This is a genomic window from Laedolimicola sp. (assembly GCF_051972735.1).
GTDB lineage: Bacteria > Bacillota > Clostridia > Lachnospirales > Lachnospiraceae > Laedolimicola > Laedolimicola intestinihominis.
The window spans coordinates 1-24567 of the sequence record NZ_JBOKYU010000026.1; the positions used below are offsets into that span (position 1 = coordinate 1).

23 protein-coding genes and 8 tRNA genes are annotated in these 24567 nt (G+C 51.4%); 2 read left to right on the forward strand and 29 right to left on the reverse strand.

Annotated features, from left to right (window positions below; translation table 11 throughout):
• The 5 genes from ACTRC3_RS07435 to ACTRC3_RS07455 all read right to left on the reverse strand — a co-directional run.
• Positions 1-1197 (reverse strand): LL-diaminopimelate aminotransferase (locus ACTRC3_RS07435; protein WP_440322628.1); only part of this gene is annotated, 1197 nt, incomplete at its 3' end.
• 48 nt (positions 1198-1245) lie between these two features.
• Positions 1246-2109, reverse strand: coding sequence for a diaminopimelate epimerase (gene dapF / locus ACTRC3_RS07440; protein ID WP_440322629.1), 864 nt, complete (start codon positions 2107-2109; stop codon positions 1246-1248).
• A gap of 19 nt (positions 2110-2128) precedes the next feature.
• Positions 2129-2677, reverse strand: coding sequence for an ANTAR domain-containing response regulator (locus ACTRC3_RS07445; RefSeq protein ID WP_349163702.1), 549 nt, complete (start codon positions 2675-2677; stop codon positions 2129-2131).
• A 46-nt stretch (positions 2678-2723) separates the two neighbouring features.
• Positions 2724-4070 (reverse strand): type I glutamate--ammonia ligase, encoded by a 1347-nt coding sequence (gene glnA, locus ACTRC3_RS07450; protein WP_440322630.1) that lies wholly within the window; start codon positions 4068-4070, stop codon positions 2724-2726.
• 242 nt (positions 4071-4312) lie between these two features.
• Positions 4313-5440, reverse strand: a complete 1128-nt coding sequence (locus ACTRC3_RS07455; protein WP_440322631.1) for a hypothetical protein — start codon at positions 5438-5440, stop codon at positions 4313-4315.
• A gap of 417 nt (positions 5441-5857) precedes the next feature.
• Here ACTRC3_RS07455 and ACTRC3_RS07460 point away from each other — a divergent pair.
• Positions 5858-5931 (forward strand) — tRNA-Pro (locus tag ACTRC3_RS07460).
• Positions 5932-6206: 275 nt separating this feature from the next.
• Here the strand turns inward: ACTRC3_RS07460 and ACTRC3_RS07465 are convergent.
• The 22 genes from ACTRC3_RS07465 to ACTRC3_RS07570 all read right to left on the reverse strand — a co-directional run bounded on the left by ACTRC3_RS07465 (position 6207) and on the right by ACTRC3_RS07570 (position 21961).
• Entirely contained in the window at positions 6207-6881 is a 675-nt protein-coding gene (locus ACTRC3_RS07465; protein WP_440322632.1) for an NUDIX hydrolase, read from the reverse strand.
• Positions 6874-7956: a DUF3810 domain-containing protein gene (locus ACTRC3_RS07470; RefSeq protein WP_440322633.1), complete on the reverse strand. Its 1083-nt coding sequence runs from the start codon at positions 7954-7956 to the stop codon at positions 6874-6876. Before ACTRC3_RS07470 ends, ACTRC3_RS07465 begins: the two co-directional genes overlap by 8 nt.
• Positions 7953-8255, reverse strand: coding sequence for a hypothetical protein (locus ACTRC3_RS07475; RefSeq protein WP_349163710.1), 303 nt, complete (start codon positions 8253-8255; stop codon positions 7953-7955). Before ACTRC3_RS07475 ends, ACTRC3_RS07470 begins: the two co-directional genes overlap by 4 nt.
• A complete protein-coding gene (locus ACTRC3_RS07480) occupies positions 8252-9238 on the reverse strand; it encodes an acyltransferase family protein (RefSeq protein WP_440322634.1) in 987 nt (328 codons plus the stop codon). Before ACTRC3_RS07480 ends, ACTRC3_RS07475 begins: the two co-directional genes overlap by 4 nt.
• A 3-nt stretch (positions 9239-9241) precedes the next feature.
• Positions 9242-10666 (reverse strand): ATP-dependent Clp protease ATP-binding subunit ClpX, encoded by a 1425-nt coding sequence (gene clpX / locus ACTRC3_RS07485; RefSeq protein ID WP_440322635.1) that lies wholly within the window; start codon positions 10664-10666, stop codon positions 9242-9244.
• 214 nt (positions 10667-10880) lie between these two features.
• Positions 10881-12407 carry a S1C family serine protease gene (locus ACTRC3_RS07490; RefSeq protein WP_440322636.1) on the reverse strand — a complete coding sequence of 509 codons (1527 nt, stop codon included), beginning with the start codon at positions 12405-12407 and terminating at the stop codon, positions 10881-10883.
• Between the two features lie 162 nt (positions 12408-12569).
• Positions 12570-12650: transfer RNA gene (locus tag ACTRC3_RS07495), tRNA-Leu, on the reverse strand.
• Between the two features lie 78 nt (positions 12651-12728).
• A tRNA-Lys gene (locus ACTRC3_RS07500) sits at positions 12729-12801 on the reverse strand.
• A 38-nt stretch (positions 12802-12839) separates the two neighbouring features.
• A tRNA-Gln gene (locus tag ACTRC3_RS07505) sits at positions 12840-12911 on the reverse strand.
• Between the two features lie 19 nt (positions 12912-12930).
• Positions 12931-13004 (reverse strand) — tRNA-His (locus ACTRC3_RS07510).
• Positions 13005-13050: 46 nt separating this feature from the next.
• Positions 13051-13124 (reverse strand) — tRNA-Arg (locus ACTRC3_RS07515).
• Positions 13125-13275: 151 nt separating this feature from the next.
• Positions 13276-13346: transfer RNA gene (locus ACTRC3_RS07520), tRNA-Gly, on the reverse strand.
• Between the two features lie 9 nt (positions 13347-13355).
• Positions 13356-13430: transfer RNA gene (locus tag ACTRC3_RS07525), tRNA-Pro, on the reverse strand.
• Positions 13431-13538: 108 nt separating this feature from the next.
• Positions 13539-14018, reverse strand: a complete 480-nt coding sequence (locus ACTRC3_RS07530) for a YfcE family phosphodiesterase (RefSeq protein ID WP_178040205.1) — start codon at positions 14016-14018, stop codon at positions 13539-13541.
• A complete protein-coding gene (locus ACTRC3_RS07535) occupies positions 14015-14611 on the reverse strand; it encodes an XTP/dITP diphosphatase (RefSeq protein WP_440322637.1) in 597 nt (198 codons plus the stop codon). The genes ACTRC3_RS07530 and ACTRC3_RS07535 overlap by 4 nt, the downstream gene beginning before the upstream one ends.
• Before the next feature lie 18 nt (positions 14612-14629).
• The gene (locus ACTRC3_RS07540; RefSeq protein ID WP_440322638.1) at positions 14630-16000 is read right to left on the reverse strand and encodes a lectin like domain-containing protein; all 1371 of its coding nucleotides are present in this window, start codon (positions 15998-16000) and stop codon (positions 14630-14632) included.
• Positions 15997-17154, reverse strand: coding sequence for a THUMP domain-containing class I SAM-dependent RNA methyltransferase (locus ACTRC3_RS07545; protein ID WP_440322639.1), 1158 nt, complete (start codon positions 17152-17154; stop codon positions 15997-15999). The genes ACTRC3_RS07540 and ACTRC3_RS07545 overlap by 4 nt, the downstream gene beginning before the upstream one ends.
• A 188-nt stretch (positions 17155-17342) precedes the next feature.
• On the reverse strand, positions 17343-17648 hold the full coding sequence (locus ACTRC3_RS07550) for a rhodanese-like domain-containing protein (RefSeq protein WP_178040201.1): 306 nt from the start codon (positions 17646-17648) through the stop codon (positions 17343-17345).
• A gap of 123 nt (positions 17649-17771) precedes the next feature.
• A complete protein-coding gene (locus ACTRC3_RS07555) occupies positions 17772-18560 on the reverse strand; it encodes an HAD-IIB family hydrolase (protein WP_440322640.1) in 789 nt (262 codons plus the stop codon).
• Positions 18544-19011: a PTS sugar transporter subunit IIA gene (locus ACTRC3_RS07560; RefSeq protein WP_440322641.1), complete on the reverse strand. Its 468-nt coding sequence runs from the start codon at positions 19009-19011 to the stop codon at positions 18544-18546. Before ACTRC3_RS07560 ends, ACTRC3_RS07555 begins: the two co-directional genes overlap by 17 nt.
• Positions 18992-20377 (reverse strand): class-II fumarase/aspartase family protein, encoded by a 1386-nt coding sequence (locus ACTRC3_RS07565; protein ID WP_440322642.1) that lies wholly within the window; start codon positions 20375-20377, stop codon positions 18992-18994. Before ACTRC3_RS07565 ends, ACTRC3_RS07560 begins: the two co-directional genes overlap by 20 nt.
• A 6-nt stretch (positions 20378-20383) precedes the next feature.
• Positions 20384-21961 carry a PTS transporter subunit EIIC gene (locus ACTRC3_RS07570; RefSeq protein ID WP_440322643.1) on the reverse strand — a complete coding sequence of 526 codons (1578 nt, stop codon included), beginning with the start codon at positions 21959-21961 and terminating at the stop codon, positions 20384-20386.
• 189 nt (positions 21962-22150) lie between these two features.
• Between ACTRC3_RS07570 and ACTRC3_RS07575 the strand changes: the two genes are divergently transcribed.
• A complete protein-coding gene (locus tag ACTRC3_RS07575) occupies positions 22151-23707 on the forward strand; it encodes a helix-turn-helix domain-containing protein (RefSeq protein WP_440322644.1) in 1557 nt (518 codons plus the stop codon).
• 82 nt (positions 23708-23789) lie between these two features.
• On the opposite strand, the gene ACTRC3_RS07580 is transcribed toward ACTRC3_RS07575, so the two are convergent.
• Together ACTRC3_RS07580 and ACTRC3_RS07585 are read right to left on the reverse strand one after the other, a co-directional pair.
• Complete coding sequence (locus ACTRC3_RS07580) at positions 23790-23960, reverse strand: hypothetical protein (RefSeq protein WP_262670582.1); 171 nt, start codon at positions 23958-23960, stop codon at positions 23790-23792.
• Between the two features lie 86 nt (positions 23961-24046).
• Complete coding sequence (locus ACTRC3_RS07585; RefSeq protein WP_440322645.1) at positions 24047-24538, reverse strand: DUF1700 domain-containing protein; 492 nt, start codon at positions 24536-24538, stop codon at positions 24047-24049.
• Positions 24539-24567: the final 29 nt, after the last annotated feature.

A 24567-nucleotide genomic window follows, 5' to 3' on the forward strand; every position in this document is an offset into this window, starting at 1 on the left:
CTCCAACGCCTTCACGGTATTTTCATAAGATCCAAAGGCCGTCAGCCGGAAATACCCCTCTCCGCTGGGTCCGAATCCCGATCCCGGCGTACCAACCACGCCCGCGTTCTCCAGCAGATAATCAAAGAACTCCCAGGAATTCATCTTATCCGGCGTCTTCAGCCAGATGTAAGGTGCATTTACGCCGCCGGATACGGTGTAGCCCGCATCCTGAAGGCCCTTAAGAATGGTCTTCGCATTGTTCATGTAGTAGCCCACCTGCTCCTTCAACTGCGCCTTACCGGCCTCAGAGTAAACCGCCTCACCGGCCCGCTGTACGATATACGGCGCTCCGTTGTACTTGGTACCGTGGCGTCTTGCCCACAGTGCGTGCAGGGATACATCGCCGCATTTCAGCTCCTTCGGGATAACCGTGTAACCAAGACGCACACCGGTGAAGCCTGCGTTCTTGGAAAAGCTGTGAAGCTCAATAGCACAGGTCTTCGCGCCCTCGCACTCATAGATGCTGTGCGGCACATTTTCCTCGGAAATATAAGCCTCGTAAGCTGCGTCATAGATGATGACCGCGCCTACCTTATTGGCATAATCTACCCACACCTGCAGCTGATCCTTCGTAATTGTGGAACCGGTCGGATTGTTCGGGAAGCACAGATAAATGATATCCGGCGTCTCCTTCGGAAGCTCCGGCGCGAAACCATTGTCCGCAGTACAGGGCATATAAATCACATTGCTCCACATCTCCGTCTTTGGATCATAGGTACCGGTACGTCCTGCCATGACATTGGTATCCACATACACCGGATATACCGGGTCGCACACTGCAATCTTATTATCCAGGCCGAAGATCTCCTGAATATTACCGGAATCGCACTTTGCGCCGTCGCTGACAAAGATCTCGTCCGGCTGAATATCAGCGCCTCGATCCTGATAATCATTTTTCGCAATGGCATTTCTCAGAAATTCATAGCCCAGATCCGGCGCGTAGCCATGGAAGGTTTCCGCGTGGCCCATCTCGTCCACCGCCTTATGCAGCGCCTCAATAATGGCCGGAGCCAGAGGCTGGGTCACATCGCCGATCCCCAGACGGATGATGGTCTTCTCCGGATGCTCCGCAGAATAAGCGGCTACTTTCTTACCGATGGTGGAAAAAAGATAGCTTCCCGGCAGTTTCAGATAATTTTCATTTACTTTATACATAATATTCACTCCTCTTTGTGCCTCCGGCACTTGAATTTCTTAACACTTCTAACGATCCTCGACGCTGGATCTCAGCTCCTCCGGATCAAATTCTCCGGTAAATGCAGTCGCCGCCGCGCCTGTCATATAAACACAGTTATCTGTCTCATCCCACTGAATTTCCAGGTCGCCTCCCAACAGATGCACGGTCACTTCCCGCTCTGCGCAGCCGTTCAGAATCGCGGCTACCGCCGTGGCGCAGGCGCCGGTTCCGCAGGCCATGGTTTCGCCGGATCCACGCTCCCAGACGCGCATTTTCAGATTTTTACGATCCATTCGTTCCACAAATTCGGTATTCACACGATCCGGAAAACGCTCATGCTGCTCAAATTTTGGGCCGATTTCCTCTATCTTTAAATCATCCACACCGTCCATAAACACAACTGCATGGGGATTGCCCATGGAGACACAGGTCATCTCATACACCTGATTGTCCACCACGATGGGAGCTGCTACCAGCTTATCCCCTTCGCCCACCACCGGAATCTCGGACGGCTTCAGGATAGGTTCCCCCATGTTTACACGGACTTTTTTTACCTTGCCGTTCTCGACGGTCAGCTTCAGATATTTCACCGCCCCTCCGGAAATAACACTGATCTCGGTCTTGTCGGTCAGACCGTTGTCGTAGACGTATTTCGCCACACAGCGGATGCCGTTGCCGCACATTTTTCCGTAGGAGCCGTCCGCATTGTACATGGCCATCTCAAAATCCGCTTCATCGGAAGACTGAATCAAAATCAGGCCGTCGGACCCGATCCCCTTGTGCCGGTCGCTGACCAGCCGCGCGATCTCGCCCGGATTTTCCAGGCGATCCCTGGTGCAGTCCATGTATACATAGTCGTTGCCGATTCCATGCATCTTTGTAAATTTCATTTTCAAAATTATTTCCTCCCTAGAATTTCATCATGCTTAATACCATCTCCGCCGTCTCCACCAGGTTCGTTCCGCTGTCCATGCTGCATTTCTGGATATAGCGGTGGGCTTCCTCCTCGGTCATGCCGTTTCGTTCCATCAGAAGGACCTTGGCCTCGTCCAGTACTTTTCGGTCTTCGTCAGAGCGTACCTTCGGCATGGCCTTCCGCTTCTTCCGTTTACGCTCAACGCCCGCTGCCATCATTTCCAGCGTATTCAGCAGATCCTGAACCTTCAATGGCATCGCCACAGACATAATACCAGATCCGACACATTCGCTCAAGACCCTCTGGGACGCCATCAAAAGCATTTCGAAATGGGTCGGCAGGCAGTCTGCCAACTCCGTGTACATCATATCCGGATACTTGTACCCACAGACCAGAATCCCATCGCCAAGACCGTTGGCACTGGCCAGAGCCTGCGCCCCTGTGGTACAGACCGCCGAAACCCGGAATCCGTGACGAACCAGCAGATTGCGGATGTTCTTTGCATCTTCTATTTTCGGAAATAATACAATTACATTCGTCACACTTACACCTCCCGGAATTACGAATTACGTTATCCTGAGGTGAAAGCTAGAAACGATACAGATACTGTTCGGTCTCCCACTGGGACACCTGGGCAGAGTAGCTCTCCCACTCCTGCTTTTTGGCCGCGATATAGCATTTACAGAGTTCTTCGCCCAGAACCTGCTTTACCAGCTCATCCTGCTCCAGACCGTTCAGCGCTTCATAGAGATTCCGCGGCAGCGGCTCGATATTCAGAGCCATGCGCTCCTCATCTGTCATTTTCCGCACATCCTCATTGACCGGCTTCGGCGGCTCAATGTGATTTTTGATACCATCCAGGCCTGCTGCCAGGCAGACTGCCAGAGTCAGGTACGGGTTGCAGGACGGGTCGGGACTTCGAAGCTCAATCCTGGTATTCTCCTCCCGCTGAGCCGGAATCCGGATCATCTGACTGCGGTTAATGGGCGACCAGGAGATGTAGGCCGGAGCTGTAAAGCCCGCGCCGGTCTGAGCCGGAAACAGACGTTTGTAAGAATTCACCAGTGGATTGGTGATAGCAGACAAGCCTCTGGCGTGCTTCATCAGGCCGCCGATAAACCAGTAGGCTTCCTGACTCAGACCATACTCGTCATTCTCATCCGCAAAGACATTTTTTCCGTCCTTTTTCAGGGAAATATTGGTGTGCATACTAGATCCGTTAATACCGACACGGGGCTTGGGCATAAAGGTGGCATGCATACCGAAGCGCTTGGCAATGGTCTTTACGGCCAGCTTGAAGGTCATAATATTATCGGCAGATAAAAGGGCCTCGTCATAGCGGAAATCGATCTCGTGCTGGGCGGAAGCCACCTCATGATAGGACGACTCCACCTCAAAGCCCATTTCCTCCAAAGTCAGGATAATGTCACGGCGGACATTTTCCCCCTGATCGATGGGGCTCATATCGAAATAGCCTGCTTTTTCATGGCTGAATACGGTGGGATTGCCGTCGTCGTCGGTGTGGAACAGGAAGAATTCGCACTCAGGTCCCACATCGAAGCGGTAACCGAGGCCTTCTGCCTCCTTCAGTACCTTCTGTAAGATATAACGTGAATCGCCCTCATAAGGCGATCCGTCCCGCTTCTGAATGTCGCAGATCAGACGGGCTACCTTGCCCTGCTGGGGCCGCCACGGGAAAATGGCCAGGGTGTCCAGATCCGGACACAGAAACATGTCCATGTCATTGTCATGGAGGAAGCCCTCCACGCAGGAGCCGTCAAAAACGTACCGGTTATCCAACACCTTCTCCAGCTGGCTGGCCGTCACAGCCGCGTTTTTCAGATTGCCGAACAGATCGGTGAACTGCAGGCGGATAAACTCCACATCCTCTTCCTCTACCAGACGCATGATATCTTTCTTTGTATAGTGACTCATATGCTCTCTCCTTTTTTATGAGTGTTTCTTTTTCCCTCATCGCTTGCGAAAATAAAACGAAAGGGAAGCCCCGCACGGGACTCCCCTTTCGCAGACTTCCCCCTTGGAGAACGTCATTGTTCTGTAAAAAATATAGCAGGTGGGATTTTTTTTGTCAATGATTATTTCTACACAAAAAGCCCTGCCGTAACCGGAAATTCCGCTTTTACGGCAGGGCTTTTCCATGGATTATTAAAATGGAATTAACGCTTTCTGCGACACAGCGTGATTCCACCCACGCCAGTTACGGCTGCCAGCAGGAGCAGGGTGTAGCCGAGGGTACGGACTGCGTTTGTGTCTGCGGTCTTCGGACCCTGGACGATGGGCTGAGGGGCGGATGCTGTCGGGGTACTGCTGCCGGAACCGGATGATCCGGAGCCGCCGGAGCTGCTGCCTCCGCCGTTATTATCCGGCGTCTCCTGCTTCTTATCGTTCAGGCCAGACCAGTGGATGGTGATCTCCACGTCGTTGGCGGGCATGGTGAAGGAAATTCCTGCCTGACCGCCCGCAAAATGTTCCGGGGAAACCTGAAGCCCAAGCTGCTCTTTTGTGAGCCCCTTTACGATACTGATTCCCTCATAGGTGGCGCCTTCCGGCTGTTCAAGCAGAAAACTTACATCGCTTCCTTCCCGTTCGTTTACGATCAGCGTATGATTCACTTTGTCGTATTCCGGGTACTGCGAATAATGCCCGGATATGATTCCATTGATTTTTACGGTATAGCCCTTACTTACGCTGATGGGCTGGGCCGCGGTCTTTCCGTAAGCCGCTACCGTTACAGCCGTCTGCGCCAGCGGCAGATTTTCACCGTCTGGTATGGTGTATTCTTCGTCATCCAGTTGCCGGCTGTACGGATAGCTTTCTTCTGCTCCGGCTTCCGCAACCGCTTCCGCCTCTGCCTTATAATATGCCGTAACCTTCATTCCCGTTTCTTCAAAATTTTCACCCAAAAGATATGCCGTTTTATACGGTGGGTTTGTGACCGCGAGTTTCTCCACCGGCAGAACCCAGACATAGATATATCCTTCCGCCTCCTCGTATCGGTTGTCGCCATGACGGACAGCCAGGAACTGGTGCCCTCCACTCTCCGTCATCCTCTGATCCGGATTTTTCCATTCGATATGCTGCTCACCAGCACCCCTGATTTCTACTGTTCCAAGCTTCGCTCCCTGAAGTCCCGATCCTGCTCCTGCATCCAGCACGTTCTCCGGATCTCCCGTAGGATCCAGTTCCGCCGCCCGCGCCGTCACCGGCAGTGCCAGCAGGCAGAACAACAGACTCAACACCAGCGTCAGTCCGCTCTTTTTCCACAGTTGTCTCATTTTTTTCATATTTCTTTTCCCCTTTCCTCATAAGGCCTGCGCTCGTTTCCCTTTTCTCTAGGACAGGCCTTTTTTTCGGTATAAAAATACACCCTACGTCCATTGTAAGGTGTATTTTATAAAATAAATACTAACTTAAGGTTAGGGTTTTAGCTGCATCAGTGTCTCCAGCTGCCGCCGTTTTTCTCTGGGACCGCCTGTGAGCAGCAGCTTTGCGTAAAGTTTCTCCAAGCTCACAAATCTGTTGCTGAAAAGTGTGTTCTTTCTCCACAAAAGGCCGTCTAAACCTGTCAGGCTCTGCAAGATTTTCCATTTGAGTTTCTGACAAGATCCCAATATATTTCGATAAAGCAAAAAACTTCTTGACAAATCGTTTCCTTTTCCTTATAATAATTTTTGCATGTGAATTTCATATTTATATTTTATCGGAGTATGGCGTAGTTTGGTAGCGCGCTCGGCTGGGGGCCGAGAGGTCGCAGGTTCAAATCCTGTTACTCCGATTTTCTATTGCAAAATCAAGGGTTTGCGGGATTTCGGAACTTTAAAAACTATGATTACTTTTGATTACTTGTTACTACTAATTGTTACTATTTAATCTAAAAGAAAGGACCTTGCAACTATCTTAGTCAGAATCTTTATGGTTCTGGCTTTTTCTTTATATAATAAAAGGACTGGGTATGTTTCCCAGCCCTTTTCTATACTCCTCTTATTTCTCTCCTCTGCATTTCCGTACAAAAAATGAGCGACTTTTTATTCCAATCCACCATTTCCCGTCTTACTGCCGCAGATAAATCCCCTGCTCTTCAATCCAGTCCTGCAGATCGTTCTGGGCGTCCTCTGCCCAGGTCTCCGTCTTTTCCGCACAGGCCAGGGGCCGTCCGGTCTCCCGGAAATAATCCTCGATAGCCGCCGTCAGCTTTTCAAATTCATCTTCAAAGATACAGTTTTTCAGCGTGGCATTCCGAATGCCGTCCAGACAGGCCCGGTAATCCATCCACAGAACGCTCTCCACCTCTTCCTTCTGAAGCTTCAAATCCCCGGTACGTCCGGTATACTCCATCAGATACACCCTGCTGTACTCATAGTTGATGAACGGCTTTCCATAAAATACATCTTTTACGTAACCCTTATGGGTGAACACCTCATGCAATTCCCCGGGCTCAGCTTTTACGCCCAGCTCTTCCCGAAGCTCCCGCAGCGCCGATTCCCGAAAATCCTGTCCTGCCGGAATATGTCCCGCGGAAGAGATGTCATAACAGCCCGGAAAAGAATCCTTATGGGCGCTCCGCTTCTGAAGCAGCACGTCGGCAGATCCCCGGTCGGCCCGGTAACGCACCAGCCACACATGGGAGGTACCGTGTAAATCGCCGTCCCGGTGTACCAGCTCCCGCTCCTTTGTTTCTCCCTTCCGGCTTCCGTCTTCCTTTCGCAAATCCAGTAACTCACTCATCTGTCTTCCTCCTTCTCTCCGCCAGCAGCAGAGCCACCATGCGGCCATAGCTTTTGACTCCACCCTTCTGGGAATTGGCTCTCAGATAGGTATCGTTCATTTTATCGGAAATATCTGCCACTTTTCCGGCAAAGCTCTTCCAGTAACGGTTATGCTCTGCCAGATCGGCTTCCGCCCGGGCGCAAAGCTTCTTCCGGATCGCGATCATCCGCTCCGGATTCTCCCGGTACAGGGCATTTCCACTGTAAATGTAGGCCAGCAGCGCTCCGCTATAACGAAAAGCCGCGCTGTCCGAAGCCCGGCAGGCCAGGTATGCGATAAAATTGGCCTCGTCCTCCCGCATAAAGCCCTTCAGATGAGACAGCTCATGGCAGACCGTGGAGGGCTTGTCCGGCTGCGGCATATCCCCGTTATAATTGACTTCTATGGTAAATGGACTGTATTCCCCCTGCAGCTGCTGATAAGACATATACCACCAGCTGAAAATCTGCTTGGGAACCGGATAATACCCGGCCAGCTCCAGATAGCTTTCCCCCGCCCGCTGCATGGCCTTCACTGCCTCTGTCCCCAGCTTTCGGCTGTCGGACAGGTCTTCGGGGGATTCTGTCTCCAGCTCCGCCGCAGCCTCATTGATTTCCTGCACCAGAGCTTCGCAAAGCTCAGCCAGCTCGTTCTCCGTAGACTTCTCTAAGGTAAAGCCAGCCCGTTCCGCGAAGGTCCGCCGCTGATAATTGATTCCGCAATTCAAAGTAAACAGAACAAATAAAACAATCGCGAATTTTACCACAATTGCTGCCAGCCTGCGCAGCCGAAACCGTCGCCGGATTACCGGAAGCAGCCCGGCCAGCGCCGACAGTATCACCGCGTAAATCAGAAGCTCAATCAGGGAAACGGGTACAAGGGCGCTTACGCGTCCCAGGCTTCCCACCCAGATCGGATAGATCTTTTCCGCATACCACTCCGCAAAGGCTGGAAAAAGCCGGGCCGCAAGATTCAGCGCCAGGGCAGCCAGAAGGCTGCCGCTCCAGCACACTGTACTCCTTCGTACCCGGCTTTTATGCTCCGCACGCCTCATGAAAGGGCGCTCTTCTTTTCATCGATTTCTCCCTGATATTCGTCAATCAGGATTTCCTTGCGGGCGATTTCCTCGCAAAGCTGTTGAAGCGGCACGTCGTCGATACTGCCCGCAGCCGCGAAGCGCTCGTATACGATTTTTCCGATGGCCTCGTAATCCCGCTTCATGTCGCGCTCCAGGCTGTAGATCTGATTTTTCAGTTTCGCTACGCCCGCCACCTCAGTCGCTTTGCGGCTTACGGTGTCCGCCGCTCCTGTTACGGTTCTTCCAATGTTGTCCCAGATATTGCTGTTCATCATCTATACCTCCTTGTATTATAAAATACATTTATAACCTCCGCCAGTACTATCGAAGCCGCTCCCACCAGGAAGGGCATCAGCGTCTGACAGATCGTTGTCTCATAAAATCTCACCATCATAAAAGCCAGCGCCGCGAAATTTCGCAGCAACATGTGCCAGAGATAAATCTGTGCTGAATCCCGCTCGCCGATGCGGGCCAGAGCCGAGCCTTTTCCAAAGGCCGGATGGGCCAGAGCCAATGCGAACATCCCGCCCGCCGTCAGGATACTGCCCACATACAGCTCGTCATATCCGCTCCACAGACATTCCACCGCCGATAACACGACGCCTGCCGCCAGCGCTGCCAGGCAGAAGCCCGTACGCAGCGTCAGCCTTCCCTGCTTCTCCCGGCAGGCAAACCAGCTGCCCCACAGGAAAAACGGAAAGCCCGTCAGCCAGAAGCTTCGGATCCAGCGGACCGGCACCGCGATACCGGTCAGTCCTCTTCCCTCTCCCAGCAACAGATTGGCTGCCAGCAGTACCGGAATCAGAAGATATGCCCTTTCCTCCAGGCGTTTACGCGCCAGCAGCCGGTAAAACAGGTAGCAATACACCAGTGCGCCCATAAACCACAGATGAGGCGCCATAGCTGTCCGGTTAAAGAACAGCAGATCGGACACCGTCCTGCCTCCGTCCGGAAAAAGCTCTGCTCCCATCTGCGCGAAGGTCCGCTGGGACAGAAAATACCGGATTGCGGCCCACAGGTAATAAACCGCCACCGCTCCCACATACAGCCGGAGAATATGGATTTCCCGCCGTCTTAAGACAGCGTCCTCCCGTCCATAGGCGAAATATCCGCTGATCAGGAAAAACAGCGGCACCGCGAACCGGGCTATTCCTTTTATGATTTCCCCGGGAACGCCGGGCAGGGTGCAGTGAATCAGCACCACTGCAAAGGCGGCAATTCCCTTCCATACATTCAGACAATCATTCTTCGTCTTCATGACTTAATCCTGCTGCTCCAGCTCCAGCACGCCCCGCATGGCGATAACCGGGCCGCCCCGATGCTCAATATATTCTCTGGTAATCGTGACGCGGCCGATATTGTCATCCTTCGGCACCTCATACATAATATCCAGCATAAATTCCTCTATGATAGCCCGGAGCGCTCTGGCTCCCGTATCCCGCTTCAGCGCCTCTTCCGCGATGGCCTCCAGTGCGCCGTCGTTGAACTGCAGATCCACCTCATCCAGAGCCAGCAGCTTCTGGTACTGCTTGAGAATGGCATTCTTCGGCTCCTTCAGGATCCGAACCAGCATATCCTTGTCAAGCCTGCCCAGGGTGCAGATTATCGGCAGACGTCCCAGAAACTCAGGAATCATACCGAAGGCCCGCAGATCCTCCACGGTCACCTTTGAAAGCAGATTCGGCTCTTTGTCGTATTTATCCTTTAAATCCGCCTGGAAGCCCATGGAGGACTTCTGGTTCAGACGCTCCTTAATGACATTCTCCAGATCCGGGAACGCGCCGCCGCAGATAAAGAGGATATTGCGGGTATTCACCGTGGTCAGCGGTACCATGGCGTTCTTGCTGCTTGCGCCCACAGGTACCTCAACCTCCGCGCCCTCCAGAAGCTTTAAAAGTCCCTGCTGCACCGACTCTCCGCTGACGTCCCGATGATGGGTATCCTTCTTCTTCGCAATCTTGTCAATCTCATCGATAAAGACGATTCCCCGCTCAGCCTTCTCCACATCATTGTCCGCCGCTGCCAGCAGCTTGGAAATAACGCTCTCGATGTCGTCGCCGATGTAGCCTGCCTCGGTCAGGGACGTGGCGTCCGCAATAGCCAGGGGCACATCCAGAAGCTTCGCCAGCGTCTTCACCAGATAAGTCTTGCCGCTTCCGGTGGGACCTATCAGCAGAATGTTGGACTTCTCAATCTCGATATCGTCCTGGGTTCCGGTGGCCACACGCTTGTAGTGATTGTATACAGCCACAGAAATAACCTTTTTGGCATGATCCTGTCCGATAACGAATTCGTCCAGGCTGGCCTTCAGCTTATGGGGTGCCGGGATGCTCCGGATATCAAACGCGGGCTTCGGTCCTTCCTTCTTTGGCTTTTTCTTCTTCACCTGCTGCTGATTGGACATCATGTTCTGTAAATCTGATAAATTCATAAAGTTGACGCCCTGAAGCCTGGAGAAGTCAATATTTCCATTCTGAATCGTATCCATCGTCTTCTGCATACAGTCCGGGCAGACACTGATGCCATCTGTCAGGGTGATCAGCTTCCCGGTCTGGCTCTCCGGACGGCGGCAGAGGAAGCAGAACCGCTCGTAGTCATGTTCCTCCTGCTCTGTACTTTCTGTATGGATTACCCCTTCCGGAGTGTCTTTTTCCTTATCGTTCTCTAAGTAATCTTTATCCTGCATATATTCCTGTTCTCCTTTTCACACAGTATATCATAATTTACCCCATTGTGAGCGAAGAATTAAAATTTCATATTCTTTATAAATCCTTTCGATTATTTTATCAAATATACATATCTGATGATTTTATCCGTTTTTGTAAAATTATCCCAGTTTAAATATGTAAAAGAGACCGGCTGCACGTTTTACGCATAACCGATCTCTTCGATTCATCTGTCTACTTATTGGCCGCTTCTACCTCTGCCTTGGTGCTCAGAGTCAGTGATACTGTTTTCTCCACATAGCTTCCATTTTCCGGGGACTGTACTGTCACTTCCACCGTCTCACCGGCTTCATAGTATTGCAGGCGATCCCGCAGCGTATCATAGGTTGTCACGCCCATTCCGTCGAAGCGGGTCAGGATATCTCCCTTTTTCAGTCCTGCCTTATCCGCCGCACAGCCTGCTACCACAGACTTCAGATAGACGCCCTCAGGCATATCATACTGCTGGGCAATGTCGCTGGTCACATCCTGACAGGTAACGCCCAGATACCCCATTTTCTCACTGTCTACTTCAGAACGGGTCTGCAGATTCTGCAGATCTCCGATGATGCCCTCCACATCGGAAATGGGGATTGCGTAGCCCATACCCTCTACATAGTTGGATGAAAGCTTGGCCTCGTTGATACCGATGACCTCACCCTTCATATTCAACAGTGCGCCGCCGCTGTTGCCCGGGTTGATGGCCGCGTCCGTCTGAATCAGCTTATTACTGATGGTACTTCCATCGTCATTTTGCAGGGTTACCTCCCTGTCCAGCGCGCTGACAATTCCCTTGGTCACCGACTGTCCATATCCCAGCGCATTGCCGATGGCAATCACCTGATCGCCCACCTGCATCTGTGAGGAATCGCCAATCGTGGCTGTCTTAATCGCAGACATGGTTTCCGCCGGAATATCTGAAAGCTTCACGGCAATGACGCCCACATCCTTCGTGGCGTCGCTTCCCTTAATCTGAGCCTCCACCGGAGTAGTTCCATCCTTGCCCTCGTCCACGCTGAATACCACAGACAGGTTGGTTGCCCCTGTGATGACATGGTTGTTGGTGACAATCAGAAGTTCGCTGTCATTCTGACCGATGATAATGCCGGTTCCTGTGGATGTGGACTCCTGCTGCTGTGGCTGACTGTACCAGCCGAAGCCCCAGTAATTTTGTACCTCTTTTACGCTGACATTGGTTATAGCCACCAGGGACGGCATGCACTGCTTCACAATCGCTGATACGGACGCAGCGCTGTCTTCCGAACCGCTGTTTCCGGTCTGGGGCTGTACGGTTCCCACCTCCGGTGCCGCCGTATCCGCTGACGCATCCTGGCTTACAGGAGCCGTCACCTTATCGCCGAACAGCTTCTGTCCCACAAAATTCGTGCCCTGGAATGCCGCTCCGGCCACCACGCCAAATACCAGCGCAATGCACACGGTCTTCGCAATGGTGCGGCCAAAATTCTTCTCTTTCTTCTGCTTCTTCGACACGCTGCCCCGGAAACTGCTCTCCGTATTCCGGCTCTCCGTGCGCTGATAATCTGTATCCTGATAGAACGGACCGCTGTAACGATACTGGCTGCCTGTGGTTCCGCTTTCAGGCTGCGCTGCCGTACTGTCTTTTCCTTCCGCTCCGGCGTTCTCTGTATCTCTTACATCTGCTCCTGTTTCATTTTCCATATCCGGATTTTCAGACAGGTTTTTATTTTCCTCATCGTACATAAAGATGCACTCCTTCCTCCACTCACTTGTATCATTATCCTGTAGTGTAACAGGCAATTGTGTTCAAAGTGTGAGCAAAGGATTAAAAAAAGTTTATAAATGCCCGCGCCCGTATAATTCAAAAAAATCGTGCAGTTTCTGCAAAACTGCACGATTCCAAGCTGCGGATAACAGGACTTGAACCTGCACGGGGTTACCACCAGAACCTAAATCTGGCGCGTCTGCCAATTCCGCCATATCCGCGAATGTCGTCCACTTCCGTGGACTTGTTTAAACAAAAAGACCGAAAACCCTGTATTCACAAAATCTTCGATCCTCTCATGAAGCATCCGGGATTCGAACCCGGGACAACTTGATTAAAAGTCAAGTGCTCTACCGACTGAGCTAATGCTCCTTATTCATAATAACTGCGGAAGGTTTTCATCCGCCCAACTGGGCTAACTGGATTCGAACCAGCGAATGCAGGAGTCAAAGTCCTGTGCCTTACCGCTTGGCGATAGCCCAAAATTTTGCTCTCGCAAAGGGTGGATAAAGGGATTCGAACCCTTGGCCTCCAGAGCCACAATCTGGCGCGCTAACCAACTGCGCTATACCCACCATATCCTGCCAAGTAACGGCATATGCAAATCTTACAATCTGCAAATGTGCTCGAAGGGATTCGAACCCCCGACCCACGGCTTAGAAGGCCGTTGCTCTATCCAACTGAGCTACGAACACAAACCCTTCGATAGAAGTGTTATCTGTGAGTCAAGTACTCACAGTACACACTGATCACTAAGCTCATTTGCTCGCTGCGCTCCCAATTCGCTAAGTGTTCAGGTGGACGTTCGTACTAGGTTCGAAAATACCTCACCAAGTACTCACAGTCAGCGGGTGATGGGAATCGAACCCACGTATCCAGCTTGGAAGGCTGGTGTTCTACCATTGAACTACACCCGCAGAGTATCATCGGGGTGACAGGATTCGAACCTGCGACCTCCTGGTCCCAAACCAGGCGCTCTAGCCAAGCTGAGCCACACCCCGAAGCTGTTCACCGCCGCGTCACTCGTGACGCAAAATATATTCTACTGGATAAAAGTAAAATTGTCAACAACTTTTTTTAATTTTTTTCAACTTCTTCAAAAATCTTTTTTAAATGTATTTGATAGTGTAAGCGGCATCCCCATTTCCATCAATTTCCATTACCATATAGCTGGGCTTCCTGCCCTCCTGGCGGGGATAGGACATACTGCCCGGATTCAGCACCGTTACATCCCGCTCCTGCTCCAGATAAGGCCGGTGGGTATGGCCGAACATGGCGATATCGAAATTCCGCGCCCGGGCTTCCTCCTTCAGCATCTCGGTTCCCATGGAGATATAGTAATAATGGCCGTGGGTCAGAAGCACCCGGTATTTTCCTATCTCAAATTCATCTTCCCGGGGCAGATCGCAGAAAAAATCATTATTTCCCGCCACCATGTGGACCGGACAGCCTGCCATTTCCCGGATCTTTTCCTCACTGCCCTCCACATCGCCGCAGTGAACCAGCATATCAAAGGGCTTTTCCCGTTCCATAGCTTCTTTCAGGTTGCCTTCTTTTCCATGTGTATCGCTGACAATCAGTACCTTCATGCATTTACCTCTTTTAAAACTTCTTTCATAGCCCTTAAAGCCTTTCCTCTGTGGCTGATTTTATTTTTCTGTTCCATGGTAAGCTCTGCGGTGGAACAGCCGAATTCCGGCACAAAGAAAATCGGGTCGTAACCAAAACCGCCTTCGCCTCTGGATTCGTAGCCGATGATACCCTCGATGGTCCCCTTTGTGGTAAATTCCCGTCCATCCGGAAGCACTGCCGCAATGACGCACACAAAGCGCGCGGTCCGCTTTTTCTCAGGCACGCCTGCCAGCAGATCGAGGATCTTCTGATTTTTAATCTCATAGGAAGTGTCCTCGCCCATATAACGCGCGGAATAGACGCCCGGCTCGCCGTTCAGGTAATCAATTTCCAGGCCGGAATCATCCGCCAGCACCAGGGCGTCGGTCTGCGCTGCCACAGCCCGGGCCTTAATCAGGGCATTGGCCTCAAACGTGGTTCCGTTTTCCTCGGCGTCACTTGTGATGCCCGCTTCTTTCTGGGACAGAATCGTGAGGCCGGGCCGTCCCAGAATCTCACGGATTTCTTTCATTTTTCCTGCATTTCCGGTAGCAAATATCAGTTTATCCATTTTCTTCTCCTCTGTTTCCTAGTTCCGGTCCGAAGCATATACCTTCAGACACAGATTGCTCTGCTGCTCCGTCTCCACACATTCCCAGTAGAGATAGCCGTCGGCACTGATATACCCCTCGCCATCGCTTAAATCTACTGCGTCCTGAAGCTCGTCAGACGCGTATTCCACAGCAATCGGATACTGGCTGCCCGGCGTGGTTATCTGCACAATCACGGCAAACCGGTCACCCGCACACACGGATACCGCTTCCGTCAGATCTACGGTATAATAGCCCGCGTACTGCAAATATCCCGACTGCAGAATCTGCGCCTCCCCAAGAGACGTTGCGTCGGTAAATTCCGGTTGGATGCTGATGCGATATTCCGTATCCGGTCCGGTAGCATAAAAGCCTACGGCTTTCAGCTCCTGATTTTCGACCGCCTCGTATACATTGGCAAAGCTGGCCTTTTCTGTATTGTAGCCAATCTGTCCGCACCAGCCGCACAGATCAGACTGATAAAGCGTATCATAATTGTCCGGGGCGTCGATACGGGTATACGCCACATTATCGCTTCCAATATTCGTGTCATAATAGGAGACATAAAATACACCGTCTTCCCCGAACTCATTTCCCCAGCTGTTCTGACAGATAAAAGCGCCGTCTCCCTGCATAGTCCGATTGAAATTATCTGCCGGATACCCATCGTCCCAGCCGATGATCACCACGTCGTGATTGGACGCCTCCTGCCCGGTATAGCCATAACTTTTATGCTCCTCGCTATAGTAGTCGGATTGCCCGGTATATTCGGTAAAATCCATATAAAGGGAGCTTTCCACACCGCCGTAGAGATACACGGTCTGCTTGATGGCCTGATAATCCTTGGCGTCCGGCATCCGCACCTCCTGCACATGACAGACTGCCTGCAGATCGTCGGGGGACTGCCCGTCGCCGTACGGATCGTCCTGCTCCAGCACCGGTCCGGCCCAGGACGTCAGATAAGCCATCGACATGATATAGGAACCGCCTTCTTCTGTTCCCATTTTAAAATGATTGTGATAGTTCAGGTGATCCGGAGAAAAATCATATTGCTTTTCCGGCATCATTGCCGTCTCCAACGCGGTCAGGCCCGCAAAGGCCCAGCAGGTACCGTGCTGTCCTTGATCCCGGGCCGGAACACTCCTGCCTTCCTCCCGGTAATCATACCGTTCCGGAAGTTCGATTTCTTCCTTTGTCCGGTCAATAGCCAGACTCTCCGCGGTTTTGCCGGCCTTTTCCTCCAGCATGGATTCCACCAGGGCCGCGCCGCTCACCGGCGCCTCCGTCGGCTGAATATCCATATCTCGTATCACAAGAAAACAGCAGACCAGAAATGCCAGCACTGTCAGGGTTCGAAGTTTTTTTCTCATACATCCTGCCGCGGTCTCCGGGGCGGTTTGGGTCCCGGAAACTGATAGAAATAGGTTTTCAACATGCCATTATAGATTTTACGGTTCTTCGCCGCCTTGCGGCCCAGATACCGCTCCGCGTCCTCGTAGCCGGTGATCAGGTACATGGACCAGTCATCCAGGCGATCATAGGCCTCGCCAATCTCCCGGTACAGGGTCGGCAGGGCTTCTTTTTCCTCCAGGCGCTCGCCATAGGGCGGATTTGTGATGACAAAGCCGTATTTTTTCGGATGGCGGAGCTCAGAGACCGGCCGCGCCTGAAAATGGATCAGGTGGTCGACGCCTGCTTCCCTTGCATTTTCCCGGGCCGCCTTTACCATGTCCGGGTCGATGTCGTAGCCCTGGATGTCAGTTTCGATGTCGTCTTTGATGAGGTCGTTCGCCTCTTCCACCGCGTTGTACCAGAGTTTTCTCGGGATCATGTTTTTCCAGTCCTCGGCCACGAATTCCCGGTTCATGCCCGGGGCGATGTTGGCCGCCATCATGGCCGCCTCGATGGGAAATGTGCCACAGCCGCAGAACGGATCTACCAGGATGCGGTCGCCTTTCCAGGGTGTCAGCATAATCAGGGCTGCCGCCAGAGTCTCGGTGATGGGTGCTTTGCTGGTTAGTCTTCTATAACCGCGCTTATGCAAGGAGACGCCGGAGGTGTCCAGACCTACCACTGCCTCATCCTTTAAAAATGTGATACGGATAGGGTAGGAGGCTCCGTCCTCGCTGAACCATTCCATCTTATATCTGGTCTTCAGTCGCTCTACCATGGCTTTTTTGACGATGGACTGGATGTCTGACGGGCTGAACAGCTTGCTTTTTACGGACGTGGCTTTTGTGACCCAGAATTTTCCGTCTGCCGGGATGTAGTTTTCCCAGGGGATGGCTTTGATGCCCTCGAAGAGCTCGTCGAAGGTCTCTGCCTTGAAGCGGCCCACCTGAAGCATGACGCGCTCCGCGGTCCGAAGGAAGATGTTGGCGCGACACAGGGCGTCCATGTCGCCGATGAAGGTGACGCGGCCGTCCTCGACCAGGCTTACGTCATATCCCAGGTCCTGTATTTCCCGTTTCAATACCGCCTCCAGGCCGAAGTGGCAGGGGGCGAGGAATTCGTATGTTTCCATTTATCTCTCCGTCTTCTGTAACGGTTCCGCCTGAACTGTTACCATTTTCTTACTTTTTTGTATTCAGTTTGACGGCAGACGCTTCTGATTGTTTGCTCCTGCGCCTGCCGTCATCCACTTATAGTTTATCTTAATATGCCCTTTCCCCGCTGTCAATGATTTTTCTGCGCCATGCCGGGGCTGAATCTCTAATACTGTTCCAGATTCCGCCCTTTGTAGGACTGGATGCCGCCCACCAGGGTCAAGACCCGGTAGCCTGCTTCGGCCAGCTCCCGGGCGGCTTTCATGCTGGTGCTGCCGCGCTCGCAGTAGAGGATCAGGGTTTTGCGGCGGAGCAGGTACACGCGGTCCTGCAGGTTCTCGTAAGGGATGCAGACGGCGCCTTTGATGTGCCGGCGGCGGAAGTCCCGGGGAGAGCGGATGTCAATGAGGATGTAGTCGGGTTTAAAGAGATAGCTGTCTATTTCCCTGGGGGAGATGGTGCCAAAGTTCATGGGATCACCTTTTGGATAGAAGGGTATACTTTATAGATATGCGGGAGGCGAAGGGAATGTGAAGAACGGATGCGTGAAAATCGCCCGGCTCTGCAAAGCAGAGCGGGCGATTCAGATGACACGTTAATTTGTGGACAGATAGGTCAGGCAGGCAGCTACGTCTGCAAATGTGCGGGATACCGGGATTTCCTGGCGGATAGCCGGGTTGGCAGCCTGCAGAGTGCAGCCCTGATAGCGGCGGAGCATTCCCAGATCGTTATGGGCGTCGCCAATGGCGGCGATCTGACCCCGGAAGCTGATGGCTTTGGTCAGGATAGCGATGCCCTCGGCTTTGCCCAGGCCCCGGCTTACGATGTCGGCGTTGTTTTCGTTGACAAAAGCCTCTGCGCCTGGATAGCGGGCGTTGATGGCCTCGGCTGCTTTGCAGGTTTCCTCGTTATTAGAAAAACGCACATGGACTTGCAGGACTTCCCGACAGGCTTTCTGGAAGTCTTCCTGTGTGATGGTCTCGCGGATGCCGTTGTACATGATGGGATCCTTCTCCGGGTCGGTTCCTGTGATGACCTGTTTCCGGAAGCTTTTGCAGGTGACGTCTACTGGCATTCCATATTGTTCCAGCAGATAATCGGTTATCTGAAGTACCTCGACCGTATCCATTATTTTCTCATACAGGACTCTGCCGTCCCAGCTTACGATACGCGCGCCATTATTGCAGATCAGATAGTCCGCCTCGGCTTCCCATTCTTCCAGTTTTTCCCTGAGAATGCTTTCTTCCCGTCCTGTAGCTATGACGAACAGGTTGCCCTGCTGCCGCCATTTTTCCACTGCACGGGTGTTGGCCTCTGTGATTTTGCAGTTTACATAGAAGGTCCGATCGAAGTCGGATGCCAGCATTTTACCCGATTTTGACAATGCCGTTTTCTCCATTCTGAACTGCGCCTGTTTTCTGCAGCTCTACTTTTTCTCCGCTTGTGAAGATGACCGGAGAGACTACGGATTTTCCCTGCGCTTTCAAATACTCTACGTCTACTTTTACCAGCAGGTCACCCTGTTTTACGGTATCTCCCTGCTTTACTTTTACGTCAAAGCCCTGTCCGTTCAGCGCTACGGTGTCCATGCCGATGTGTATCAGGATTTCTTTTCCGTCGTCGGTGTTGATGCCATATGCATGTCCGGTAGGAAATGCGGTGGCAATGGTTCCGCTCACAGGCGCGGTTACCTCGGCTCCGGTCAGTTCGATCGCAAAGCCGTCTCCCATGATTTTTCCGGCGAATACCGGATCCGGACACTGCTCGATGGGGAGCAGGGTTCCGGTCATCGGTGATACGAATTCTTCTTTTTTCTTACGGCTGAATAATCCCATTTTTCTGGTTCTCCTTTACCCTTTTGGCGCATTCTTTTGCATCTTTTGCCATGCGGCGGGCCAGAAAGGCGGACAGTCCCGTGTAGTTCTCGGGTTTTATCATTTCTTCCAGTTCCTGATCGGTGAAGTTGTCGGATAATACCGGATCTTCTTTCAGTACGGTCAGGTAATCTTTGCCGTCCAGCTCTGCCAGCATCGCTTTATCATATAATAACTCATGGGCGCGATCCTTGCCAAGCTTTTCCGCTATTTTCATCATGACGCATTCACTATTGTCGAGACCCTTATTTAACAGGGCGTTCTGATACATGCGCTCTTTATTCACATGCAGGGTGGCGGTCAGCTCCTCCGCGCGCATCAGGACTTCTGTCGTCAGTTCCAATGCTTCCTCCAGCATACCGTCGTACAGCATGTAGGCGCTGGAATCTCCCTCAAACATCCGGACGCCGGTAAAAAGTCCGGTGGATACCAGGGAATAGAGCTTCTGGGAGTTGGCTATGATGCCCTTCGCCAGCTTCGGATTAATTTTCTGGGGCATGGTGGAGCTTCCTACTGTACCCTTCTGAAAAGCCTCGCTGACCTCCCCGAATTCTTCCAGTCCCGTGTAGTAAACTTCCTCCGCTATTTTGTGAAGGGCGTTACATAAAAGCGCCAGGTTCATGATGTATTCTTCTTTGTGACTGAAGATATTGCGGGAGGGAACCGGCATGCTGTACATACCCAGCTTCTTGGCAAAGCGCTGCTGCACCCGCCAGCCGGTCTCGCCGGTGGCGTTGAAGGCGCCTACCGCGCCTCCTGCCATGGCCTGGAATACCCGTTTTTCACATTCCTGCAGGCGCTCCTGCGCGTTCAGGAGCTCGCTGATCCAGACAGATACTTTATAACCGTAGGTAATCGGAATGGCGTGACGGCCATGGGTACGCCCCGGCATCACCGTCTCCGCATGAGCCTCAGCCAGATCGCCCAGGTGATCCAGGATATCCGCCACATAGGACTGGAATATCCGATGGATTTTATAGGTGACATAGAGCTGGCCGGTCTGCTGGATATTCTGGGTGGTCACGCCGTAATGGACGTATTTTCCACCCTCCTCGCTGCAGGCCTTTACCAGCACCTTTACAAATGGTACAAAGCCATGGCCTACCTTTGCCTGAATGCGATCCATTTCTTCCAGATCGATTCGCTCCAGTTTTGCATTTTCTATGATATTGTCTGCTGCGCTGCGGGGAATAAAGCCTTCCTCTGCCTGCGCATCAGCCAGCGCAGCCTCCGCAAGGAGCCAGGATTCTATCTTTGCTTCCTTTGTAAGTAGCTTCTTGATTCCTCTGTCATTTCCATTGCTCTTTGAATCATATAATGCTCTCATTTTTTCTTATCCCTTCAGCAATTTATCAACGGCATTTCTTACAAATTCCACGTGCGGTCCGAATACCACGTGAATATTATTCTTGGACGGGAAAAAGATACCTGCGCAGCCGGAATCACGAAGACCTGTCTGATTGACCTGCTCCGGATCCTTCAAATCGATACGAAGTCGGGATACACAATTCTCCACATGTACGATATTCTCCGAGCCGCCCAGATTCTCGACTACGATGCGGGCGATTTCCGGCCAGTTTTTCTCCTTCAGTAAGGTGCTTGCGGACTCCTCAATTTCGAAGGACTCCCGTCCCGGCGTCTCCAGGTTCCATTTTCTGATGAAGAATTTAAATACAAAGTAGAAAATTACAAAGTTTACGATACCCAGCAGAATCAGGTTCAGCCAATGGGTGTTCTCATACATCAGACCGAAGATTCCAAAGTCGAAGATCGTTCCGCGGATGTATCCGATGCTGATGTGCAGGAACTGATAAGGAATGGTCATCAGGCCGCACAGTACGCAGTATACTGCAAAAAGCTGCGGAGAAATGAACAGGAATGAGAACTCCAGCGGCTCAGTGATATTTCCAAGGAAAGCAGTCAGTACACAGGTCATGATGACGCCCTTGCACATCTTGCGGTTCTTCAGATATGAAGTATGGTACATCGCCAGACCAATGGCCGGGATACGGAACAGTGTAGTCAGCATCTGAGAACCTCCCAGGTAGCTGGTCAGCTTCGGCATCAGCTCTGCCCAGTAGGGACTGTCCGGACCCAGGTTAAATAAAATCTCATTGACTGCCGGAAGGATACCTACATACTCTGTGCCATTGATAAGATAAGTTCCGCCTGCCTCTGTAAAGCGGACAACCGCTGCCAGTACATGATGCAGTCCAAAGGGAATCAGCGCCCTGTGCAGCATATAGTAAATACCGCTTCCGATGTAGTTGGTGGTAAAGATAAAGGAAATGCTGATCAGGAAGCTGATTAACAGGCTCCATATAATCGGCAGCACCAGGCCAATCGGGATCATACATACAAACGTAATAATCGGAATGGATTTCTTTCCTCCAAAGAAGGCGAAGGCCAGCGGCAGCTCCAGATTGTAAAACTTATCTGCTACCTTGGCAGCCACCAGACCGGAAATCAATCCGCCCAGAGCCTCAGTCTTCAGTGTCTGTACGCCCAGCACCATACCCTGGCCTACCTGCGCCATGGTGTCGGCGTCTGCCAGCGTACCCGTATTTTTCAGGAATACATTCATGACCGTATTCAGCGTCAGATATCCGACGACAGATGCGAATACAGCGATTCCCTTTTCCTTCTTTGCCATTCCCTGCGCTACGCCCATGGCAAACAGAATCGGAATATTGTTGAAAATAATACTGGTAATATCCTTCGCTCCACTGATAATCAGTTTCAATACGGCTGCGTCCAGAATCGGAAATTTCTCAATCATGTAGCTCTGCCCCAAAGCGCTGCAGATACCCATAACCATACCAATCGGTGCTAAAAGTGCAATCGGAAGCAGCAGTGAACGTCCAAAGGTCTGGATTCCGTCTTTAAAGCTTCCCGCTTTTTTCTTGCTCATCATAACCCTCCTGAATTCTTAACAATTACTCATCCTCTTATTTTTCTGCATCCTTTGGCCAAAGATTAATTATACTATAGCCCTTGTACGTTTTCTCTTCAAGGTCACCTTTCGACCTGAAAAAATTACAAAATATGACCCTTAAGCCGAAAGATCTGCTATAATACGGCTATATGGGGGAAATGAACTATGAGTATTCATTCTTACGATTTACAGACCTGCGCTTTTATCCAGGAAAAGCAGACGCTGTCTCTGGAAAAATGCAGCCGGCTTTCAGGCAAAAGTATTGCGTCCGTGAAGCGGAGCATCGCTGCGGTCAATGAATATCTGGCGCCTGCACAACAGATTCTCATCAGCAACAATCAGGCTGTTTTTCAGATGACCTATCCGGAATATCTGGCATTTATTCAATCTCTGACCCTGGAGGATTATGTGCCCTCCCAGAATGAGCGTCTGGATATTATGGTTATCTATGCCTTTTTTAATCCGGCCTTAAATATGTCTCATTTATATGAGACGCTTCATTTCAGCCCTTCGACTAAGAAAAAAGATAGCCGCGCCCTGTCGGAATGGTTGAAAACGCAGAATCTCGGCACGGAAGTGGTTCCGAAAACCGGCGTTCGGATTGTGGGAGATGAACTGACCTTTCGTATCTGCGTCACCAGTATTCTGTCCCGCTATCTGGAGGTTGGACAGGATTTTCAGCTCACCCGGCGTCTGGCCAATCATCCGCTGCAGACCATGATTGCTGAATATTTTCTGATTCAGGCTGACGCAGAGATCCAGACGGTACGAACTCAGTTAATGCAGCTTATTGAGACCTGCCATTTTCGAATTTCCTATGCGTCTGTGAAGTTCCTGTATATTTATCTGTCCTGCGCGTATTTCCGTCAGCATTTCGGGCATCCGCTGGAGACTTCCCGGGAGCTGCCCGTTCCGGTACAGGATTATCATCTGATGAAGCGCACTGCGGAAAATACCTTTGTCAATCATCTGATTTCCTCCCTGGATTTCAGCACACGGGTCATGCCTCCGGTAAATGAGCACCTTTTTGCCATCACCAGGGAACTGGTACGGAAAGTCCAGAATAATATCATTACCCGGATTTGTGACGACCGTTTTATTTATGAAGAGGTATATGCGTATCTCCATAAATCGCTGATACGAAATACCTATCATTTTTCTTTTTATGATAATAAGCTGGAGGAAACAAAAGAGCAGTATCACCGGCTCTATGATATTCTAAGCAGCGCTATCTCTGACTATGAGGAAACTTATCAGACCCGGCTGAGTCATTTTCAGATTGCTTCTCTGACCCTGATTTTCCGGAAGTTTACCAATCGCAACAAGCTGGCTGGACGCAATCGGAAGAAGCTGGTGATCGTGACCAATTCTTCGATTGAGAAGATTGATTTTTTCATGGAACGCATGAAGTTCCGGGTGGATGTGGAGCTTCTGGATGTGATCAATATCAATGAGTTGTATCTGCTGGAAAAGCTGGATTACGATTTTTTGATTGTGTTTTCGAACCGTATCTCCACAATGCTGGATTCGCTGGGCTATTCCTGTGTGAAACTGCATTTTTATCTGACGGAGACGGATTTTGAATTGTTGAATCATCTGGGATTTTCTACCTCCAGACGGAAGCTGAAGATCGGGGCGTTTCTTGCGGAGATCCGGGGAATGGATGAGAGGAAAGCTACGGATTATCTGTTGGAGAGGTATTCGGATTTCTTTTTGGAGTAGAGAGTTTCTGCATTTGGCTTCACGTGAAAATCGCCCGGCTCTGCAAAGCAGAGCGGGCGATTCGATTGTTTCGTAGTCGGACTTAGTAGTTGCAGTCCTCGGACCCGCTCTTTGCGTTCTTGCTGCTCTTGGCGGAGCTTTTGGACTTTGCGCTGTTTTTACTGGTGGTGCTTTTTGCGGAGCTCTTGGCATTGTTCATGTCGGTATAGCTTTTGCTCTCGCTGTTGTTCATATTGTCGGTGTAGTTTGCCATGGTTTCTGCCTCCTTGTGAAATGCTTTTGATTTACACTTCTAGTATGGCAGGTATGACGTAAATTATTTTTCCAGATTCTGGTTTTTTACCAGCCACCGAAAATCATCATAATCAGCCGCACCAAAAGCAGCACTATCACCACCGGTATCAGGAACGGCAGTACCAAGGACAGAATGCCGCCGATGATGGCGCCGATCAGGACAATCACTGCGATGATGACTACGGCCACCAGGAGTTTGCCGTACCAGGTGTTAAAGTTGAACTTCTTATATTTGATGTCTATGCCGCCTTCGTCGTTGATTTCGGCGTGGAAGCCCTTCTGCTCTTCCGGCTCGTCGTCATAGTAGGTATAGGTCTGACTGCTTTCATAGCTGCCATCCCCCTGTGTATCTATGATGGTTCTGGCGATCAGCCTGGGATCGCCAAGACCATCCAGTATCTCTTTTTCGCTTTTCCCGGACGCGATTTCCTGGGATATATAGTTCTGATAATAGCGCACGTTATCTTCCACAATGGCCGGGGAGACTGCCCCGGTCAGGGCGGCGCGCAGTGTGCTTACAAATTCATTTCTGTCCATACTCTACCTCTGCCTTTCTCTGGCAACTC

Coding starts and splice junctions, on each gene's coding strand:
- dapF (WP_440322629.1), bottom strand. CDS start 2,109: ATGAAATTTACAAAGATGCATGGAATCGGCAACGACTATGTATACATG.
- glnA (WP_440322630.1), bottom strand. CDS start 4,070: ATGAGTCACTATACAAAGAAAGATATCATGCGTCTGGTAGAGGAAGAG.
- ACTRC3_RS07455 (WP_440322631.1), bottom strand. CDS start 5,440: ATGAAAAAAATGAGACAACTGTGGAAAAAGAGCGGACTGACGCTGGTG.
- ACTRC3_RS07465 (WP_440322632.1), bottom strand. CDS start 6,881: ATGAGTGAGTTACTGGATTTGCGAAAGGAAGACGGAAGCCGGAAGGGA.
- ACTRC3_RS07470 (WP_440322633.1), bottom strand. CDS start 7,956: ATGAGGCGTGCGGAGCATAAAAGCCGGGTACGAAGGAGTACAGTGTGC.
- ACTRC3_RS07475 (WP_349163710.1), bottom strand. CDS start 8,255: ATGATGAACAGCAATATCTGGGACAACATTGGAAGAACCGTAACAGGA.
- ACTRC3_RS07480 (WP_440322634.1), bottom strand. CDS start 9,238: ATGAAGACGAAGAATGATTGTCTGAATGTATGGAAGGGAATTGCCGCC.
- clpX (WP_440322635.1), bottom strand. CDS start 10,666: ATGCAGGATAAAGATTACTTAGAGAACGATAAGGAAAAAGACACTCCG.
- ACTRC3_RS07490 (WP_440322636.1), bottom strand. CDS start 12,407: ATGTACGATGAGGAAAATAAAAACCTGTCTGAAAATCCGGATATGGAA.
- ACTRC3_RS07530 (WP_178040205.1), bottom strand. CDS start 14,018: ATGAAGGTACTGATTGTCAGCGATACACATGGAAAAGAAGGCAACCTG.
- ACTRC3_RS07535 (WP_440322637.1), bottom strand. CDS start 14,611: ATGGATAAACTGATATTTGCTACCGGAAATGCAGGAAAAATGAAAGAA.
- ACTRC3_RS07540 (WP_440322638.1), bottom strand. CDS start 16,000: ATGAGAAAAAAACTTCGAACCCTGACAGTGCTGGCATTTCTGGTCTGC.
- ACTRC3_RS07545 (WP_440322639.1), bottom strand. CDS start 17,154: ATGGAAACATACGAATTCCTCGCCCCCTGCCACTTCGGCCTGGAGGCG.
- ACTRC3_RS07550 (WP_178040201.1), bottom strand. CDS start 17,648: ATGAACTTTGGCACCATCTCCCCCAGGGAAATAGACAGCTATCTCTTT.
- ACTRC3_RS07560 (WP_440322641.1), bottom strand. CDS start 19,011: ATGGGATTATTCAGCCGTAAGAAAAAAGAAGAATTCGTATCACCGATG.
- ACTRC3_RS07565 (WP_440322642.1), bottom strand. CDS start 20,377: ATGAGAGCATTATATGATTCAAAGAGCAATGGAAATGACAGAGGAATC.
- ACTRC3_RS07570 (WP_440322643.1), bottom strand. CDS start 21,961: ATGAGCAAGAAAAAAGCGGGAAGCTTTAAAGACGGAATCCAGACCTTT.
- ACTRC3_RS07575 (WP_440322644.1), top strand. CDS start 22,151: ATGAGTATTCATTCTTACGATTTACAGACCTGCGCTTTTATCCAGGAA.
- ACTRC3_RS07580 (WP_262670582.1), bottom strand. CDS start 23,960: ATGGCAAACTACACCGACAATATGAACAACAGCGAGAGCAAAAGCTAT.
- ACTRC3_RS07585 (WP_440322645.1), bottom strand. CDS start 24,538: ATGGACAGAAATGAATTTGTAAGCACACTGCGCGCCGCCCTGACCGGG.